12 protein-coding genes are annotated in these 16,326 nt (G+C 59.5%); 9 read left to right on the top strand and 3 right to left on the bottom strand.

Features of this window, described 5'->3' with window-relative positions; translation table 11 throughout:
* The 9 genes from infB to ACQ4V8_RS16485 all read left to right on the top strand — a co-directional run bounded on the left by infB (position 1) and on the right by ACQ4V8_RS16485 (position 11,741).
* Positions 1-2,859, top strand: a complete 2,859-nt coding sequence (infB, locus tag ACQ4V8_RS16525; protein WP_010395282.1) for a translation initiation factor IF-2 — start codon at positions 1-3, stop codon at positions 2,857-2,859.
* 116 nt (positions 2,860-2,975) lie between these two features.
* Positions 2,976-3,398, top strand: a complete 423-nt coding sequence (gene rbfA, locus ACQ4V8_RS16520; RefSeq protein ID WP_029496193.1) for a 30S ribosome-binding factor RbfA — start codon at positions 2,976-2,978, stop codon at positions 3,396-3,398.
* Between the two features lie 2 nt (positions 3,399-3,400).
* The gene (truB, locus tag ACQ4V8_RS16515; RefSeq protein ID WP_196856716.1) at positions 3,401-4,336 is read left to right on the top strand and encodes a tRNA pseudouridine(55) synthase TruB; all 936 of its coding nucleotides are present in this window, start codon (positions 3,401-3,403) and stop codon (positions 4,334-4,336) included.
* Positions 4,337-4,726: 390 nt separating this feature from the next.
* Positions 4,727-6,559 carry a translational GTPase TypA gene (gene typA / locus ACQ4V8_RS16510; protein WP_029496194.1) on the top strand — a complete coding sequence of 611 codons (1,833 nt, stop codon included), beginning with the start codon at positions 4,727-4,729 and terminating at the stop codon, positions 6,557-6,559.
* A 132-nt stretch (positions 6,560-6,691) separates the two neighbouring features.
* A complete protein-coding gene (gene dusA / locus ACQ4V8_RS16505) occupies positions 6,692-7,690 on the top strand; it encodes a tRNA dihydrouridine(20/20a) synthase DusA (protein ID WP_070345720.1) in 999 nt (332 codons plus the stop codon).
* 545 nt (positions 7,691-8,235) lie between these two features.
* The gene (locus ACQ4V8_RS16500) at positions 8,236-9,978 is read left to right on the top strand and encodes a methyl-accepting chemotaxis protein (protein WP_261980750.1); all 1,743 of its coding nucleotides are present in this window, start codon (positions 8,236-8,238) and stop codon (positions 9,976-9,978) included.
* A 119-nt stretch (positions 9,979-10,097) separates the two neighbouring features.
* Complete coding sequence (locus tag ACQ4V8_RS16495; protein WP_070346543.1) at positions 10,098-10,445, top strand: energy transducer TonB; 348 nt, start codon at positions 10,098-10,100, stop codon at positions 10,443-10,445.
* Positions 10,446-10,613: 168 nt separating this feature from the next.
* Positions 10,614-11,186, top strand: coding sequence for a hypothetical protein (locus ACQ4V8_RS16490; RefSeq protein ID WP_070345718.1), 573 nt, complete (start codon positions 10,614-10,616; stop codon positions 11,184-11,186).
* 171 nt (positions 11,187-11,357) lie between these two features.
* Positions 11,358-11,741 (top strand): hypothetical protein, encoded by a 384-nt coding sequence (locus ACQ4V8_RS16485; RefSeq protein WP_070345717.1) that lies wholly within the window; start codon positions 11,358-11,360, stop codon positions 11,739-11,741.
* A 369-nt stretch (positions 11,742-12,110) separates the two neighbouring features.
* Here the strand turns inward: ACQ4V8_RS16485 and ACQ4V8_RS16480 are convergent, their stop codons facing one another.
* From ACQ4V8_RS16480 to ACQ4V8_RS16470, 3 genes are all read right to left on the bottom strand, one after another.
* Entirely contained in the window at positions 12,111-12,560 is a 450-nt protein-coding gene (locus ACQ4V8_RS16480) for a hypothetical protein (protein WP_010395304.1), read from the bottom strand.
* 529 nt (positions 12,561-13,089) lie between these two features.
* On the bottom strand, positions 13,090-13,743 hold the full coding sequence (locus ACQ4V8_RS16475; RefSeq protein ID WP_436571865.1) for an FxDxF family PEP-CTERM protein: 654 nt from the start codon (positions 13,741-13,743) through the stop codon (positions 13,090-13,092).
* 344 nt (positions 13,744-14,087) lie between these two features.
* The gene (locus tag ACQ4V8_RS16470) at positions 14,088-16,214 is read right to left on the bottom strand and encodes a TonB-dependent receptor family protein (protein ID WP_010395309.1); all 2,127 of its coding nucleotides are present in this window, start codon (positions 16,212-16,214) and stop codon (positions 14,088-14,090) included.
* Positions 16,215-16,326: the final 112 nt, after the last annotated feature.

Here is a 16,326-nt window from a genome sequence, read left to right as displayed (position 1 = left end):
ATGGCGAGTAACAACGTAGCCCAATTTGCCACCGAACTGAAGATGCCTGCAGATTTGCTGCTGACGCAGCTGCGTTCTGCCGGCGTCGAGAAAAGTTCGACGTCAGATCCATTGTCGAAAGATGATAAGGACAAGCTTTTGGATCATCTGCGCCGCACACACGGCGCAGCGGCTGACACAGAAAAGAAAAAAATCACCGTGACCCGCAAGGAAACGACTGAAATCAAGCAAGCTGACGCAACCGGCAAGTCGCGCACCATCCAGGTGGAAGTGCGCAAGAAACGCACTTTCGTCCAGCGTGATGAAGCTGCGCCGGTCGCCGCAGAACCGGCCGCGCCTGCCGCGCCGGTGATCGATCCCGCCGATGTGGCGCGCCGTGAAGAAGATGCCCGTAAACAGGCTGAACTGATCGCCCGCCAGGAAGCCGATCTGCGCGAAAAGCAAGAACGTCTGGCCAAGCTCGACGCAGAAAAAGAAGCCCAGGCGAAAGCCACGCAACAGGCTGAATTGGCTGCGAAGAAAGAAGCCGAAGCGGAAGCGAAGAAAGCGGCTGCCAAGGCTGCTGCTGCGCCTGTCGCCACCGCCGCTGCGCCTGTCGTTGACGACGCCGCCGCCGAAGCGAAAAAAGCGGCTGCCGCTGAAGAAGCGAAGAAGAAAGCCGCTGCTGCTGCTGTTGCCGCCAAGGAAGCCGCTGACAAAGCGGAAGCCACCGACCGTGCACGCAAGGCTGTTGCCGACGAAGTCGCCCAGATCAAGGCCATGATGAACGCGCCACGGCGCGCCATCAAAGCGCCGGAACCCGTACCGGTTCCGGTCAAGCCGAAGGCGCCGGAAGGCACTTTGCACAAGCCTGCTGACAAGAAGCCTGGCGACAAGCCGGCCGACAAGAAGCCTGCTGTTGCAGACAAGAAATCCATCAAGTCGGCCAATGTGTCGTCCACCTGGTCCGATGACGCGAAAAAACGCGGCACCACCGGTGGTCCCAAGCCACGCGGCAATAGCGGCCCAGGCGGCCGTGACAGCTGGCGCGGTGGCGCGAAGGGCCGTCGCCCGACGCACCATGATGACCGTGAATCGAACTTCCAGGCGCCGACGGAAGCCGTCGTCAAAGACGTGCACGTACCAGAAACGATCACCGTGGCCGAATTGGCACACAAAATGTCCGTCAAGGCATCCGAAGTCATCAAGCATTTGATGAAATTGGGCCAGATGTGCACGATCAACCAGGTGCTGGACCAGGAAACGGCCATGATTCTGGTCGAAGAAATGGGCCACAAGGCGTTCGCCGCTGAACTGGACGATCCGGAAGCGCTGCTGGCCGATGTGGGCGAACACGCGCACTTCGAATCGAAGCCACGCGCACCGGTGGTCACCGTCATGGGTCACGTCGACCATGGTAAGACCTCGTTGCTCGACTATATTCGTCGCGCCAAAGTGGCGTCCGGCGAAGCGGGCGGGATTACGCAGCATATCGGCGCTTACCACGTCGATACGCCACGCGGCATGATCACCTTCCTCGACACCCCGGGTCACGAAGCGTTTACCGCGATGCGTGCCCGTGGCGCCAAGGCAACCGACATCGTTATTCTGGTGGTTGCCGCCGACGATGGCGTGATGCCGCAAACGAAAGAAGCGATTGCCCATGCGAAAGCAGCCGGCGTGCCGCTGGTGGTGGCGATCAACAAGGTCGACAAACCCGGTGGTAACGTCGACCGCGTGACGCAGGAACTGGTCGCCGAACAAGTCGTGCCGGAAGAATACGGTGGCGAATCGCCATTCGTGCCGGTGTCGGCCAAAACGGGTCAAGGTATCGACGAGTTGCTGGAACAAGTGCTGTTGCAAGCCGAAGTGCTGGAACTGATGGCACCGGTCGATGCGCCTGCGCGCGGCCTGGTTGTCGAGGCACGTCTGGACAAGGGCCGTGGTCCTGTCGCGACGATCCTGGTGCAGTCCGGTACCTTGAAGCGCGGCGACGTGATTTTGGCTGGCTCTTCGTATGGCCGTGTTCGCGCCATGCTCGATGAGAACGGCAAGGCCATCACTGAAGCCGGTCCTTCGATCCCGGTCGAAATCCAGGGCTTGACGGAAGTGCCGGTCGCCGGTGAAGAAGTCGTCGTCATGGCCGACGAGCGCAAGGCGCGTGAAATCGGTCTGTTCCGTCAAGGTAAGTTCCGCGACGTGAAACTGGCCAAGCAGCAAGCTGCGAAACTGGAAAACATGTTCGACCAGATGGCCGAAGGCGAAGTGAAAAACTTGCCGCTGATCATCAAAACCGACGTGCAAGGTTCGCAAGAAGCGCTGGTTGGTTCGCTGCAGAAACTGTCGACCTCCGAAGTGCGCGTACAAGTGGTGCACGCGGCAGTCGGTGGTATCACGGAATCGGACGTCAACTTGGCAGTCGCCTCGAAAGCGGTCATCATCGGCTTTAACGCCCGTGCTGATGCCCAGGCGCGCAAGCTGGCCGAGTCGAATGGCGTGGACATTCGCTACTACAACATCATTTACGATGCGATCGACGAAATCAGATCGGCGTTGTCGGGCATGTTGGCACCAGAGAAACGCGAAACGGTCATCGGCCAAGTCGAGATCCGCCAGGTTATCCTGGTCTCGAAAGTGGGCGCGATTGCCGGTTGCCTGGTCACCGATGGTGTGGTCAAGCGTGCTTCTTCGGTCCGCCTGTTGCGCAACAACATCGTGGTGTGGAGTGGCGAGATCGACTCCCTGAAACGCTTCAAGGACGATGCGAAAGAAGTTCGCGCCGGTCTCGAGTGCGGCCTGTCGCTGCGCAACTACAACGACATTCAGGTTGGCGACACGCTGGAAGTGTTCGAAGTCCAGGAAATCGCTCGTACCCTGTAATCTCAGCAAGAACAATCGCGCGGACAGCATATTGTCCGCGCAAACACGTGGGGCGCATTGGTCAGCGGGCAACCGTTTGACTCATGCGCCCTGCGGCACTTAGGACAGCATATATCATGGCTAAACATAGTAAAACCATGCCAGCGCGCGGCTTGCGCGTGGCCGACCAGATCCAGCGCGACCTGGCTGAAATCGTTTCCTACGAATTGAAAGACCCGCGCGTGGGCACGATGATCACCATCACCGAAGTGCAGATCACGCCCGATTACGCGCATGCCAAGGTGTTTTTCACGATGTTGAAAGACAGCAAGGAAGCCATCAAGAACACCACCGAAGGCTTGATGGCCGCTTCTGGCTTCATCCGTGGCTTGCTGGGCAAGCGCTTGCACATCCACACCCTGCCGATGCTGCATTTCGTGCACGACAGCTCGACCTCGCGCGGCATGGAAATGTCCTTGCTGATCGACAAGGCCAACGCCACGCGCGCGGCCGATGCCGAGCCGGACGAGAAGCCTGCAGACAAAGCGGACGAGCAATAAGCGTGGCGGGTCCGAAGAAACCGCCCGGCATCAAACGGGTGCGCGACCTGATCGATGGCGTCTTGCTGCTCGATAAGCCCGTCGGCTGGTCCAGCAACGACGCCCTGATCAAGGCCAAGCGCGTGCTCAATGCGAAAAAAGCGGGCCACACGGGCACGCTCGATCCGTTCGCCACCGGTTTGCTGCCGCTGTGCTTTGGCGAGGCGACGAAGTTCTCGCAAGACTTGCTGGAGGCCGACAAAACCTACGAAACCTTGGTGCACCTGGGGCAGACCACGGATACGGGCGACACCGAGGGCGAAGTGCTGGAAACGCGCGACGTGAACGTGACGCCGGAGCAGATCGAAGCCGTGCTGGCGCAGTTTCGCGGGCCGATTTTGCAGACGCCACCCATGTATTCGGCCTTGAAACGCGACGGCAAGCCCCTGTATGAGTACGCAAGAGCAGGCATCACCTTGGAGCGCGAAGCGCGCCCGGTAACGATTCACAAACTCGAGTTTCTCGGCTACGAAGCGCCGTTCCTGAAATTGTCGGTGATGTGCAGCAAGGGCACGTATATCCGCGTGCTGGGCGAAGACATCGGCCGCGCGCTCGGTTGCGGCGGTCATTTGAACGCCTTGCGCCGCACGCAAGTTGGCAGCCTGACCCTCGATGGCGTCATCACGCTCGACGCGCTGACGGCACATGCCGCGCCGTTCAGCCTGTTGGCACCCGTCGATGCACTATTGTCGAGTTTTCCCGCCGTCCAGTTGACAGAAGAATTGGCCAAGCGTTTCTTGCACGGCCAGCGCATCGCGCTGGGCAAGGAAGACGTCGCCGTACCGAACGCGCCGGGCAGGGTGCGTGTCTATCACGACAGCAAGCTGCTGGGCACGGGCCAGTTGCAGCAATATAGTATCCTGGCGCCGGAGCGACTGATCGCCACAGCGCATCAATAAAAGCTGGGGGGAGCCCCTAATTCCGTTCAATTAAGGGTTTTGGCGTGATTTATGAGCGCCAGTAAATTCGCTAACCCCAGAGGCAAAGAGCCGGGGTCGGACCCGCCGGGGGAATGTGCTTCAATGGAGCACATTCCGATCACGAAGTGACCGACCCCAGTCCTTGTTCTTGGGCTAAAAATAGCGCTATTGAGGGTCTGACCCCAGCATACACTCGTTAAGCAGTGTCGCTTTTTTAAACAAATCGTCCACGACTGTGCGAGCCGCCAGCATTTTTAGATAGCGCTGCAGCGCAACATGCTATACTACGCGGTTCCAGTTTCAGTCAGCAACAAAAAGCTACGTACGGTACCGTACGCACTCCGCAGTTTTTCAGTAACTACTATGACCATGTCAAATACAAAACGCGCAATTCGTAATATCGCCATCATCGCCCACGTTGACCACGGCAAAACCACACTGGTGGATCAGCTGCTGCGCCAATCCGGCACCTTCCGTGAAAACCAAGCGGTCGACACCCGAGTCATGGACTCGAACGACCTGGAAAAGGAGCGCGGCATTACGATTCTGTCGAAGAACTGCGCTGTTGAGTACGAAGGCACCCACATCAACATCGTCGACACCCCAGGCCACGCCGACTTCGGCGGCGAAGTGGAGCGTGTTCTGTCGATGGTTGACTCGGTCTTGCTGCTGATCGATGCCCAAGAAGGTCCGATGCCGCAAACCCGTTTCGTCACGCGCAAAGCGCTGGCACTGGGTCTGAAGCCTATCGTTATCGTCAACAAGGTAGACCGTCCAGGCGCGCGCCCGGACTGGGCCATTAACCAGACGTTCGAACTGTTCGACAAGCTGGGCGCTACCGACGAACAACTCGATTTCCCTATCATTTACGCTTCGGGCTTGAACGGCTATGCCGGCCTGACCGAAGACGTGCGCAGCGGCGACATGAAGCCGATGTTTGACGCCATCCTGGAACACGTTCCAGTGCGTGACGACAATCCTGAAGGCCCGCTGCAAATGCAGATCACCTCGCTCGACTACTCGTCGTACGTCGGCAAGATCGGCATTGGCCGCGTCAACCGCGGTACCGTCAAGGTTGGCCAGGACGTGCTGGTCATCAATGGCCCAGGTGCTACGCCTATCAAAGGCCGCATCAACCAGGTGCTGAACTTCAAAGGTCTGGAGCGCGTGCTGGTAGACGAAGCTGTTGCCGGCGACATCTGCCTGATCAACGGTATCGACGAAATCGGCATCGGTTCGACCCTGTGCGCACCCGATACCCCGGACGCGCTGCCTATGCTGACCGTCGACGAGCCGACCCTGACCATGAACTTCATGGTCAACAACTCGCCACTGGCTGGCCGCGAAGGTAAATTCGTCACCAGCCGTCAGCTGCGCGACCGTCTGGACCGCGAACTGAAAGCCAACGTTGCTCTGCGCGTATCGCCGACCGACGACGACACGATCTTTGAAGTATCGGGTCGCGGCGAGCTGCACCTGACGATTCTGATCGAAAACATGCGTCGCGAAGGCTTCGAGCTGGCCGTATCGCGTCCACGCGTCGTGTTCAAGATGGTCGATGGCGTGCGCCACGAGCCGTTTGAAAACCTGTCGGTCGACGTTGAAGAAGTCAACCAGGGCGGCGTCATGGAAGAACTGGGCCGTCGTCGTGGCGACCTGCAAAACATGGAATCGGATGGCAAGGGCCGCGTGCGTCTCGAGTATCTGATCCCTGCGCGTGGCCTGATCGGCTTCCAGGGCGAATTCATGACCCTGACCCGCGGTACCGGCTTGATGAGCCACGTGTTCCATGAATACGCGCCTGTCGACAATACCCGTGGTGAAATGGCTGGCCGTCGTAACGGCGTGCTCATTTCGCAAGACGACGGCGCTGCTGTTGCCTACGCCATCTGGAAACTGCAAGATCGCGGCCGCATGTTCGTATCGCACAATGACCCAGTCTATGAAGGCATGGTCATCGGTATTCACTCGCGCGACAACGATCTGGTCGTCAACCCGATCAAGGGCAAGCAGCTGACCAACGTGCGTTCGTCGGGTACCGACGAAGCAGTGCGCCTGGTGCCGCCAATTCAGATGTCGCTGGAATACGCAGTCGAATTCATCGAGGACGACGAACTGGTGGAAATCACACCTAAATCGATCCGTCTGCGCAAGCGCTTCTTGAAAGAGCATGAGCGTAAAAAAGCGTCGCGCGATTCGTAATCTGTTGTAGAGCATGGCCTGCGGGCCATGCCGCTCCCGGCCCGCTGCGCCGCCTTGCCATCATTGGCGAGGCGCGCAGCGGGTTTGTCGTTTGTAGAAGCTGTTGTGTATTGACCTGTTCTTATTGATCCTATGACTACGTCCTCCCTGCCTTCCCGCCGCCTCTCCGTCGCCCCCATGATGGATTGGACCGACCGCCATTGCCGCAAGTTCCACCGCGAAATCACGCGCCATACCTGGCTCTACACCGAGATGGTGACGACCGGTGCGCTGGTCTACGGTGACGTGGAACGCCACTTGCGCTTCAACGAGGAAGAGCATCCGGTGGCGCTGCAGCTCGGTGGCAGCGATCCGACGGACCTGGCCACGAGCGCGAAGCTGGGCCAGCAATGGGGCTATGACGAGGTCAACCTGAACTGCGGCTGCCCCTCGGAGCGCGTGCAGAAAGGCGCTTTTGGCGCCTGCCTGATGGCCGAGCCGCAACTGGTGGCCGACTGCGTGAAAGCGATGCGCGACGTGGTCGATATCGACGTCACCGTGAAACACCGGATCGGCATCGACGATAGCGAGTCGTATGACTTCGTGCGCGACTTTGTCGGCACCGTGGCCGACGCCGGCTGCAAGACATTTATCGTGCATGCGCGCAATGCCATCCTGAAGGGGCTGAGCCCGAAGGAAAACCGCGAAGTGCCGCCTCTCAAGTATGACTATGCCTACCGCTTGAAGCGCGACTTCCCCCAGTTCGAGTTCATTATCAATGGCGGCATCAAGACGCTCGATGAGATCGACCTGCACCTGCAGCACCTCGATGGCGTGATGCTGGGCCGCGAGGCTTATCACAACCCTTACCTGATGGCCCAGTTCGACCAGCGCTATTACGGCGACGACACGCCCGTGAAAACGCGCGAGCAAGTGCTCGAAGTGATGATCCCCTACATACGTGCGCAGCTGGAAAAGGAAGCCGGGCGCCTGAAGCTCAATAGCGTCACGCGCCACATGCTGGGCTTGATGCAAAACCTGCCCGGCGCGCGTGGTTTCCGCCAGACCCTGTCGGACTCGAAGAAGCTGGCCTTGGGCGACCCGCGCCTGCTGCTGGAAGCGGCAGCGCGCCTGTCCCTGCCTGCCGAATAAGCGGCGATTGCCACAGACGTGCGCGCCTGTACGATAGTGACGAGCACGAACTGGCCGAACTGCCGGGCAGCGCATCGCATGGCTATCAGTTGCTACTTCAAGAGCGATGTCACCGGCTATGCCATGTGTTGTAAATGCGCTGTTTCGGCGCACGCCCGCACTGTGATGGGGCATTTCCAGGGAGGTAAGAAACGGCGTTGTTGCCATTTCTCCATAGAAAGTTAATCAGGCATTTATTCAGGTACTTATTGCTTGCTTTGAGGCAAAAGTTACACCTATAATTGACTATAGACAAATATTTTTCATATAAATATCTGATCGCGATCTCACATCGACTGCGTCATAAATTGCGTGTGTGTCACTAGTTGCATGCGCAGTGACTGGCGTTTTCATTGCTGTTCTAGAACAGAAAGTACCCGAGGCTGCGTGCGTCCGGAGACCGTCTTCATACCCTTGGGTAGGGGCCGATACCGGCGTCCCGCAGCCTTCGTCTTGTTGCACCGGGCAAAAATTCTTATCCATAGTTTCATTTACCAAGAGCCGAAATGAATTTAGCAAAAATGAAGGTTGGTACTCGCCTGGGCCTCGGATTCGCCCTGGTACTGGTTCTGCTGGTGGCCGTGACGGTCCTCGGCATCGCGCGCATGGCGCAAATTCAGGCACGTCTCGATCACGTGATTGATGTCAACAATGTCGTCACCCGCCTGGTGATTGAGATGCGTGGCAACGTCAGCGATCGCATCACCTCGCTGCGCATACTTACCCTGATGACCGACGCGAGCGATATGGAGCCGGAAATGGCGCGTATCAAGACGCAGACCAGCACCTATCAGGAAACGCAGAAAAAGCTTGAAGAGAAATTCGCCGTCGAGTCGACTGCCGAAGAAAAGACCTTGCTCGCTTCGATCAAGGAATATGAAGCGGCAGCCATGCCGGCCATCGCCAAGGCATCGGCGCTGTGGATGGCCAATGAGGCGGAAGCGGCCACGCGCGTGATGATCAAGGAAATCCGCCCGGTACAGAAAAAATGGATGGATGCGCTGGAGCAACTGGCCACCCTGGAAGACAAGTTGAACGAGCAGATGCAAGCGGATGCCCGCAAGGCATTCGACAGTGCGCGTCTGTTCATGATCATCCTCGGCGTGCTGGCTGTAGCGATGGGTGTGGCGGCGGCACTGGTGATTACCCGTGGCCTGCTGAAACAGCTGGGCGGCGAGCCTGACTACACGGCCTCGATTGCCGGCAGCATCGCCAATGGCGACCTGTCGATCGGCATCTACACCCAGCCTTCCGATACGTCCAGCCTGCTGGCGGAAATGAAGGAAATGCGCAACAGCCTGGTGGGCATCGTTGGCCAGGTACGCGTGGGCACGGAAACCATCGGCACGGCGTCGCGCGAAATCGCCGACGGCAATCTCGACTTGTCGTCGCGCACGGAAATGCAGGCCAGCGCGCTGGAAAAAACGGCTTCGGCCATGGAAGAGCTGACCTCGACCGTGAAGCAGAATGCGGACAATGCACGTGAAGCCAATAAGTTGGCCGCTACCGCATCGGACGTGGCAGTGAAAGGCGGTTCCGTGGTGTCGCAAGTGGTGGACACCATGAACTCGATCAATGAATCGGCGAAGAAAATTGTCGACATCATTGGCGTCATCGACAGCATCGCCTTCCAGACCAATATCCTGGCGCTGAATGCGGCCGTGGAAGCGGCGCGTGCCGGCGAGCAAGGCCGCGGCTTTGCCGTGGTGGCCTCGGAAGTGCGCAACCTGGCGCAGCGTTCCGCTGGCGCCGCCAAGGAAATCAAGATCCTCATCGACGATTCGGCCGAGAAGACCGAACGCGGTACGCGCCTGGTCGGCCAGGCTGGCGTGACGATGGGCGAAGTGGTCGACAGCGTGCGCCGCGTTACCGATATCATGAGCGAGATCGCCAGTGCCAGCCAGGAGCAAAGCGCCGGCATCGAACAGGTCAACCTGTCGATCATCGAGATGGATGGCATGACGCAGCAAAATGCGGCGTTGGTGGAGCAGGCCGCCGCTGCGGCGCAAAGCTTGCAAGACCAGGCGGCCGAACTGACCCATGTCGTGAGTATCTTCAAACTGGTCGAAGGCGAAGAGAAGCCGGCAGCGTATGCGCCGCCTAAGGTAGCGGCCGCAGCAGTTGCCGTGCGCAAGCCGGCGCCGGTCTCGCGCCCGGTGAAGTCGCTGGCCCGCAAGGCCGAAGCGCCCGCTGCTGCGCCACGCAAGGCGGCAAGCGCTGGCAGCAATGATGATTGGGAAGAGTTTTAAGCGCCAGGCAGCATGAGGCGGGCGTGGTGCTGGTAGCGGGGGCAGACATCCCGGCGGCACCCGCCTTCTTGGCGGGCAAGAAGTTGTAATTACCGTATCTGATAATCATGGGGAAGCACATGTTTGAGAATAAGCGTTTGATGAGTGTTGCAGCAGCCTTGCTGTTTTGCGTTTCTTCCGCCGCCTTCGCGGCCGAGGTGCCGGCGTCGTTCGATGCCAAGAACTGCAAGGCCGACTATCCAAAAGCCTCGCTGATGAACGAAGAGCAGGGCACGGTGTCGATGTCCTTCCTGGTGAATGCCGATGGCAGCGTTGCCGATTCGAAAATCGAGAAGAGCAGTGGCTTCAAGAACCTGGACAAGGCTGCCATCAAGGCCCTGTCCGCATGCAAGTTCAAGCCGGGCACCAAGGATGGCGCCCCGGCGCAAACCTGGACCAAGGTCGATTACGCCTGGAAGCTGGACTGATCCAGCTGGCGCCGGGAGCGCGTCTCCCGGCATGGCCGTATTCGCTACGGGCGGTACCTGCAAGGGTGCCGCCCGTTCTGTTATGTGCGCCAGCCAACGGCGCTGTTGCTGCCGATTCTGTTACCCTCGAAACACACCTTCGGCATATCTGATCACAAGAGGCTTACCATGCAGCGCATCCTGACACTGTCTTCCCTGGCCGCCACCGGCTTGCTGCTTGCCGCCTGCGCATCGCCGGGCGTGCCTGCCGGCCTGCAGGCGGGGCAGGCCGTGGCCATCGTCAATAGCCTGAGCTGGGACAATCCCCTGACGGGCAAGCGCGATGGTGTGCGCACCAGTTGGCCTATCAAGGATGGCAGGCTTGCCCCTGAATATTTTCCGCTGGCGCAATTGAAGCAATGCGTTGCGGACGGCAAGCCTTGCGCCTGGGGCGTGATGCGGGCACAGCGCAGTGCGCCCACGCTCGCTTACGCCGACGGCGGCGTGGACTTTGCCGTGAGCGTGTCCATCGACGTGGCGCGGCGCCAGGATGCGCGCCAGGGCGAGATGCATACGGCCATGGCGATTCCGCAGGATGTGGCGGCGCTGGCGGGCCGGCAACAGTTGCAGCCTAGCTGGAAATTGAAGTATGGCAAGGTCGAGCAGGTCGAACTCGATTACGGCGTGCGTTACCAAGTATGCGTGCAGCGCTACGATGCCGCTGGCAAGGCCATCGATACCTGCGCGATTCCGTTTATTTGAGGCAAGCTGTCGCCCGGCCTGATTGTGGCAGCGTTGCGACATTTCATGTTGCAACGCGCGTCGGGGTGTAACAATCGGTAAAAGCACAGCAAAGCATGGCGTAATTTCTTATAGTACTTGATTAAGTAGTGAAAAGTGGTATATCAAGATGCGTACTAGAGGAGAGTGGCAATGAAAACCCTGTTGGCAGCAATCTCGCTGGCCGCCCTCGGCGGCTGCGTCGTGGCGCCGCCCGGCCCCGCGTATTACGCTACGCGCGCACCTCAGGCGGCCTACAATCCCTATGAATGGCATACGGTGTCGTCCGAACCGGTACAGTCGGGGCGCGTGATGCGCGAGCCGCGCGTGGAATACACGAATGAGCCTGTGTATGTGCGCCAGCCGACGGTGTACGTACAGCAGCCTGTGTATGTGCCGGCACCCGTGTACGCGCCGCAACCGTACTACTACAATCCACCCATATCGATCGGGCTGGACTTCATGTTTGGTAGTGGACGCTATGGTGGGCACCGTGGCGGCTGGGGCGGTCATGGCCGCTACCACGGCCGCCGCTAGGCGCCGAACATCGGCCGTCTGGCGTGACAATGCGCTGTGCCTCGTGAAATACGGAGCACGGCGCGCATTGTTATCTGGCGAGACGCTGTGACAGAAGATGAAATCAGTGGAAGTCAGTGAAAGTAAACCGAACCCTGGTGCAGTACGTCCGCCGAGCATAATATGACCATCGCCGCCACTGCCAGACCTATTTGCAAGGCACCAAAGCTGATCGGGATGAGGCGGGACATGTCGTACTCCTGGGTGGTGGGGAAGGTGTGGTCAGGCTTTCATCATAGCTAGCGTTGATGCTCTCGGGCATCGGATGAAAGTCCGCCGCGATGTAGGACAACACCTCGTGTCCGGCTCCCCGACTTGCTCTCTTCGTGCTTAGCGGTTTTTCCAGCGCACCACCGACTCTTCCGGCGCCGTATCGGGCACGTTCGAGATTTCCAGCCAGTGCGTCAGGCGTTCCGGATGCTTGAGATTGATGCCCATGCCATCGATGATGCCAACCTGTTCCAGCATGCGTGCAGCGAGCTTTGCCTTCGATACCGTGGGCGCGCCCATGACCATGCGGTCATACGCCTTGCGCGCCTTGTGTTCCCACTTGTGCAGATTGCTTTCGTCGAAACGGTTCGCTTCGAAATACACGGTCAGGGTGCCATCGAGGTTGCCGAAGCCGACGATGCCCGCGCCCTTGCGGATGGTGGTGGTATTGTCGATGTCAAATTCTGCCGTGGGCACGAAAATGCCGGCGCGGCCATCGATGTCGGGACGTCCCACGGGCGTATCCTTACCGTAGGAACTGGTTTCGCTGAGGGTTTTTTCTGCAGACATGGTGCGTGTGTGGCGGTCGTGCCGGGAGTGCTAACAGGCCCGGAAGTGCCAGTCATCCTGTTCAAAAAATGCGTGCTGATGATCAGGGCGGGGTAGTGGCCCTGGCGGAGCGATGCTTGGCATTGCTTGATATGTCGCTATTGTAGCGCTAATTTAGTTCTATTTGGCAACATCTACAGAAAAATGATGCGCGTGTTTACCCACGAAAAATTTAGGCTTCCCCTTCTTTTTTGCAAGCTGATTTTGTCTGCCGTGAGCAGGCTTGCTCAACGCTGGCTTGGCGTGGCAGCTACCCAACGGCGGCGCCGAAGTCAGGCCCGCAGCGCCAGTGTTTGTCGTCATTCATGCGCTGGCCAGCACGCTGGCCGTGATCGAAGCGATCTATGCCAATGAGTGCAGCGCTTTTCAGGCGAGCTTCCTTCAGAAATGCAAACACCCTACCAGTGTGCTCACTGATAGGGTGCAGGGTGGGCATCGCATCCACCGCCCGGCTAGGCGGGGGTGGCTGTGACGCGACGACTGTCCGGGCTCAGGCCGCAGTCTTGCGGCGTGCCATGAAACCCAGCAAGCCCAGGCCCAGCAGCATCATGGCGTAGCTTTCCGGTTCCGGCACCGCAGTCATCACCGAGACCTTGTCCAGGTAAGAACCATAGGTCGGTGCGGAAGCCGGGCCGACCGATTCGAAGCGCAGCAGGGTGGACGAACCGAGCGCGGACACGTTTTGGCTGAAGACTTGCCAGACGCCGCTGGTGTTGCCGACCAGCGGACTTGGCGTGAGCAGGGTCGAACCCCAGTAGACATTCATCAGGCTGTTAGCGCCGCGTGCCGTATCCGGGCGGCCCGAATAGGCAAACGACAGCGCATAGGTGCCGCCGGCCTTGGTGGCGAGCGATTGCGACACGGACGTCTGGCGATCGGTATTGAGTTCCAGGTATTGCTTGCCGTCAGCGGCGAAGGGGTTGAAGCCGCTCACGCCGCCTTGCTTGGCGCCCTTCTGGATTTCAAAGGCGGAATTGCCTTTGGCGGACGAGGTCCAGCCGGTCACGGCGCTCAATTGCGCGAACGGGGTGTTGATGGCATTGCTTTCGAAGCTGCCATTCACGACCAGTTCGGTCGCGGCGTTGGCGGCGCCGGTGGTGACCAGGGTGGCCAAGGCGGCAATCTTCAGGAGGGTGGTTGGCATTTTCATCGTGTTCTCAGTTTATTGATTAAAGGACATTTTAATTTCTTGTATGACATTTAAATAGTACCATGGAAACGCATCCCGAGAAGAATTACTCACTCAAAATATTTGCAATTGTGAAATAACACGTGTATCTATTGCAACTAATTTTCATGTTGACGCAATTGCTGCCCTCGTCCGGGGCGAGCATGGCTTTGAACCTTCTTGCATCACAGTATTTTTGTGACATCAGGGCATAAAAAAACCTGCATCGTGACCACAACGATGCAGGTTTTTTGTGGGCGATGAGCACGCGTGGTGGCATATCGATTCGATAGACACCGCCGCGCGCGGGTGGCCGGACCTTAGAACGCCAGCCGTCCTTGCAGGTAGAGCATGCGCGGCGCCCCCACTATCTTGCCCAGGTTGCCGTCCGAAGTGCGCGTGAAGTAGCGCTTGTCGGCGAGGTTGTTGATGCCGGCGACCAGCTCCAGGCCGGCCTGGCCCGGCACTTTCCATTTCACTTGCGTGTTCCAGGTGCGAAAGCCGGGAATGACGCCCAGGTTGCCGGCGGCATTTTCTGCCAGGGTGTTGGCCTCGTCGGCAAACTGGCGGCTCTGGTGGCTGCTCGACAGGTCGAAGCCCCAGGTGCCCAGCTGGTAGTGGGCGCCCAAGGTGTCCGTGTTGCGCGAATAGAAGGGCACGTCATTGCCCGCGTGCACGCCATCTTGCAAGGTCGCCTTGGTATAGCTGTAGGTGGCATAGGCGTTCAAGCCAGCCAGCGGGCCGGAGCGGTCGAAATGGTAGCCGAGGGCCGTTTCCAGGCCGCGGTGATGCGTGGCGCCGACGTTGTAGAAAATGGCGTTCTCGCCGCTGCCCACGGATTGGATCTGGTTGTCGAACTTGATATTGAACAAGGTCGCCTCGGCTGACAGCTGGCTGCTTTTCCAGCGCGCGCCCAGCTCGGCTGTTTTCGCCAGTTCCGGTTGCAGCGGATTCTTGCTTGACTGCGCGTTGAGCTGCGTATTTTGCACGGCGCCAAACGAGCTGTTGTAGTTGCCAAACAGGGTCACGTTGTTGTCGAGCAAATAGGCCACGTTCAGCGAGGGCAGGGCCTTGTTGTTGAGCAACTCGATCTTCTGCTCGGTCGGCAAGTGGTTGTAGCGCACCGTCTTGATGTGTTCGTAGCGTACGCCCGGCGTGACGCGCCAGGCGCCGATGGCGATCTTGTCGTCGATATACACGGCTTGGGCATCGGTGGCATTGTTGGCAAAGCGCGTCGGTGCTTGTTGCACGCCGCTGGCGACTACCACGTTGTAGATGGTTTCATCGGCCCGCTCGGCCAGGTAGCGGTAGCCCACGGTGACGTCTTGCGAGACCTTGCCCGTGCTGAAACGCTGTGTGTAGCGCGGTTCGATGGCCGTCGTTGCATAGTTGCGCGGCTGGTGGCCCAGGCCTTTCAGGTTGGCGCTGATCAGGGTGCTTTCGCGCGAGCTCTTGTTGTAATAGGCGCGCACTTCCACTTCCTGCGTGCCGGACAGCGCATTCAGGTAGCCGACGTCGAAGGCCTTGCGTTCGCCGCTCCAAAAGTCGGTCGGGCGCGTGTTCTGGAACGGGTCGGCCTTGTATTGCGCCACCGTCAGGCCGCCTGGCGTGCGCGAGCTTACATCATAGTAAGACAGCTTGCCGTACACCTCGGCCGTCGGGCTTACGTCGTAGCGCCATTTCAGGGCGAAATCGTTGACTTTTTCATCGCTGCCCACGCGCCAGTCGCTGCCACGGATGCCGGAATACAGCACTGCCAGGCCCAGGCCGCTGTCGAGTTGTGTACCGGCAAAGACGCTGGTCTGCGTATTGTGGCCCACTTCGCTGTACGCATTATGGCGCACGCTGGCGTCACCGGTGACGCCTGGCGTGGTGGGCACGCGGCGCGTCTTGAAGTTGATGATGCCGCCCACGTTCTGCGGCCCGAAGCGCACCGCGCCGCCGCCGCGCACCACGTCGACCGTCTCGACATTGGCCAGGCTGACAGGCGCGAACGACAGTTGCGGCTGGCCATACGGTGCGACCGACATCGGGATGCCGTCGAGCAACACCGTGCTGCGCGGCGAATAGCGCCCGGTCAGTCCCCGCACGCCGATGTTGAGCGAGATGGCGCTGCCGGCGCTGCCCGCGTTGTCGCTGATTTGCACGCCGGGAATGCGGCGCATCACGTCGCTGATACTCGATGCGCCCGAGTTCTCGATGTCGTCCTTCTGCACCACCGTGCGCGCGCCCGCAAAATGCTTCGTGCTGGCGGCCATGCTGGTGCCCAGCAGGTTACCGCTGATCCGGATGGATTCCAGGATGGGCTCGGCGCTATCGGCTGTGCTGGCCGTAGCCGTGTTGGCGTCTTGCGCCTGCACGGCAAGCGGGGCACCCAGGCAGGCGAGGGCGATGGCCAGCGCGCACGGGCGCAGCGACAAGGACAGTGGGGTTAGTGTGGCGGCCATGCATGAATCTCCGTAGTGACAATGTTTGCGCGGGCAATCTGGCAGCGCAACAACTGTGTGGCGTGGACATCCGGCGCAAGGGGATGATAATGATAATGATTCTCATTGAATC

Origin of the sequence: Janthinobacterium paucivorans (assembly GCF_051380805.1) — a bacterium.
Classification (GTDB): Bacteria; Pseudomonadota; Gammaproteobacteria; order Burkholderiales; family Burkholderiaceae_D; genus Janthinobacterium; species Janthinobacterium lividum_D.
This window is presented reverse-complemented; position numbering and strand designations above follow the sequence as displayed.

Excerpts from the sequence above, each read along its gene's own strand:
- infB (WP_010395282.1), top strand. The coding sequence starts at position 1 with ATGGCGAGTAACAACGTAGCCCAATTTGCCACCGAACTGAAGATGCCT.
- rbfA (WP_029496193.1), top strand. The coding sequence starts at position 2,976 with ATGGCTAAACATAGTAAAACCATGCCAGCGCGCGGCTTGCGCGTGGCC.
- typA (WP_029496194.1), top strand. The coding sequence starts at position 4,727 with ATGTCAAATACAAAACGCGCAATTCGTAATATCGCCATCATCGCCCAC.
- dusA (WP_070345720.1), top strand. The coding sequence starts at position 6,692 with ATGACTACGTCCTCCCTGCCTTCCCGCCGCCTCTCCGTCGCCCCCATG.
- ACQ4V8_RS16500 (WP_261980750.1), top strand. The coding sequence starts at position 8,236 with ATGAATTTAGCAAAAATGAAGGTTGGTACTCGCCTGGGCCTCGGATTC.
- ACQ4V8_RS16495 (WP_070346543.1), top strand. The coding sequence starts at position 10,098 with ATGTTTGAGAATAAGCGTTTGATGAGTGTTGCAGCAGCCTTGCTGTTT.
- ACQ4V8_RS16490 (WP_070345718.1), top strand. The coding sequence starts at position 10,614 with ATGCAGCGCATCCTGACACTGTCTTCCCTGGCCGCCACCGGCTTGCTG.
- ACQ4V8_RS16485 (WP_070345717.1), top strand. The coding sequence starts at position 11,358 with ATGAAAACCCTGTTGGCAGCAATCTCGCTGGCCGCCCTCGGCGGCTGC.
- ACQ4V8_RS16480 (WP_010395304.1), bottom strand. The coding sequence starts at position 12,560 with ATGTCTGCAGAAAAAACCCTCAGCGAAACCAGTTCCTACGGTAAGGAT.
- ACQ4V8_RS16475 (WP_436571865.1), bottom strand. The coding sequence starts at position 13,743 with ATGCCAACCACCCTCCTGAAGATTGCCGCCTTGGCCACCCTGGTCACC.
- ACQ4V8_RS16470 (WP_010395309.1), bottom strand. The coding sequence starts at position 16,214 with ATGGCCGCCACACTAACCCCACTGTCCTTGTCGCTGCGCCCGTGCGCG.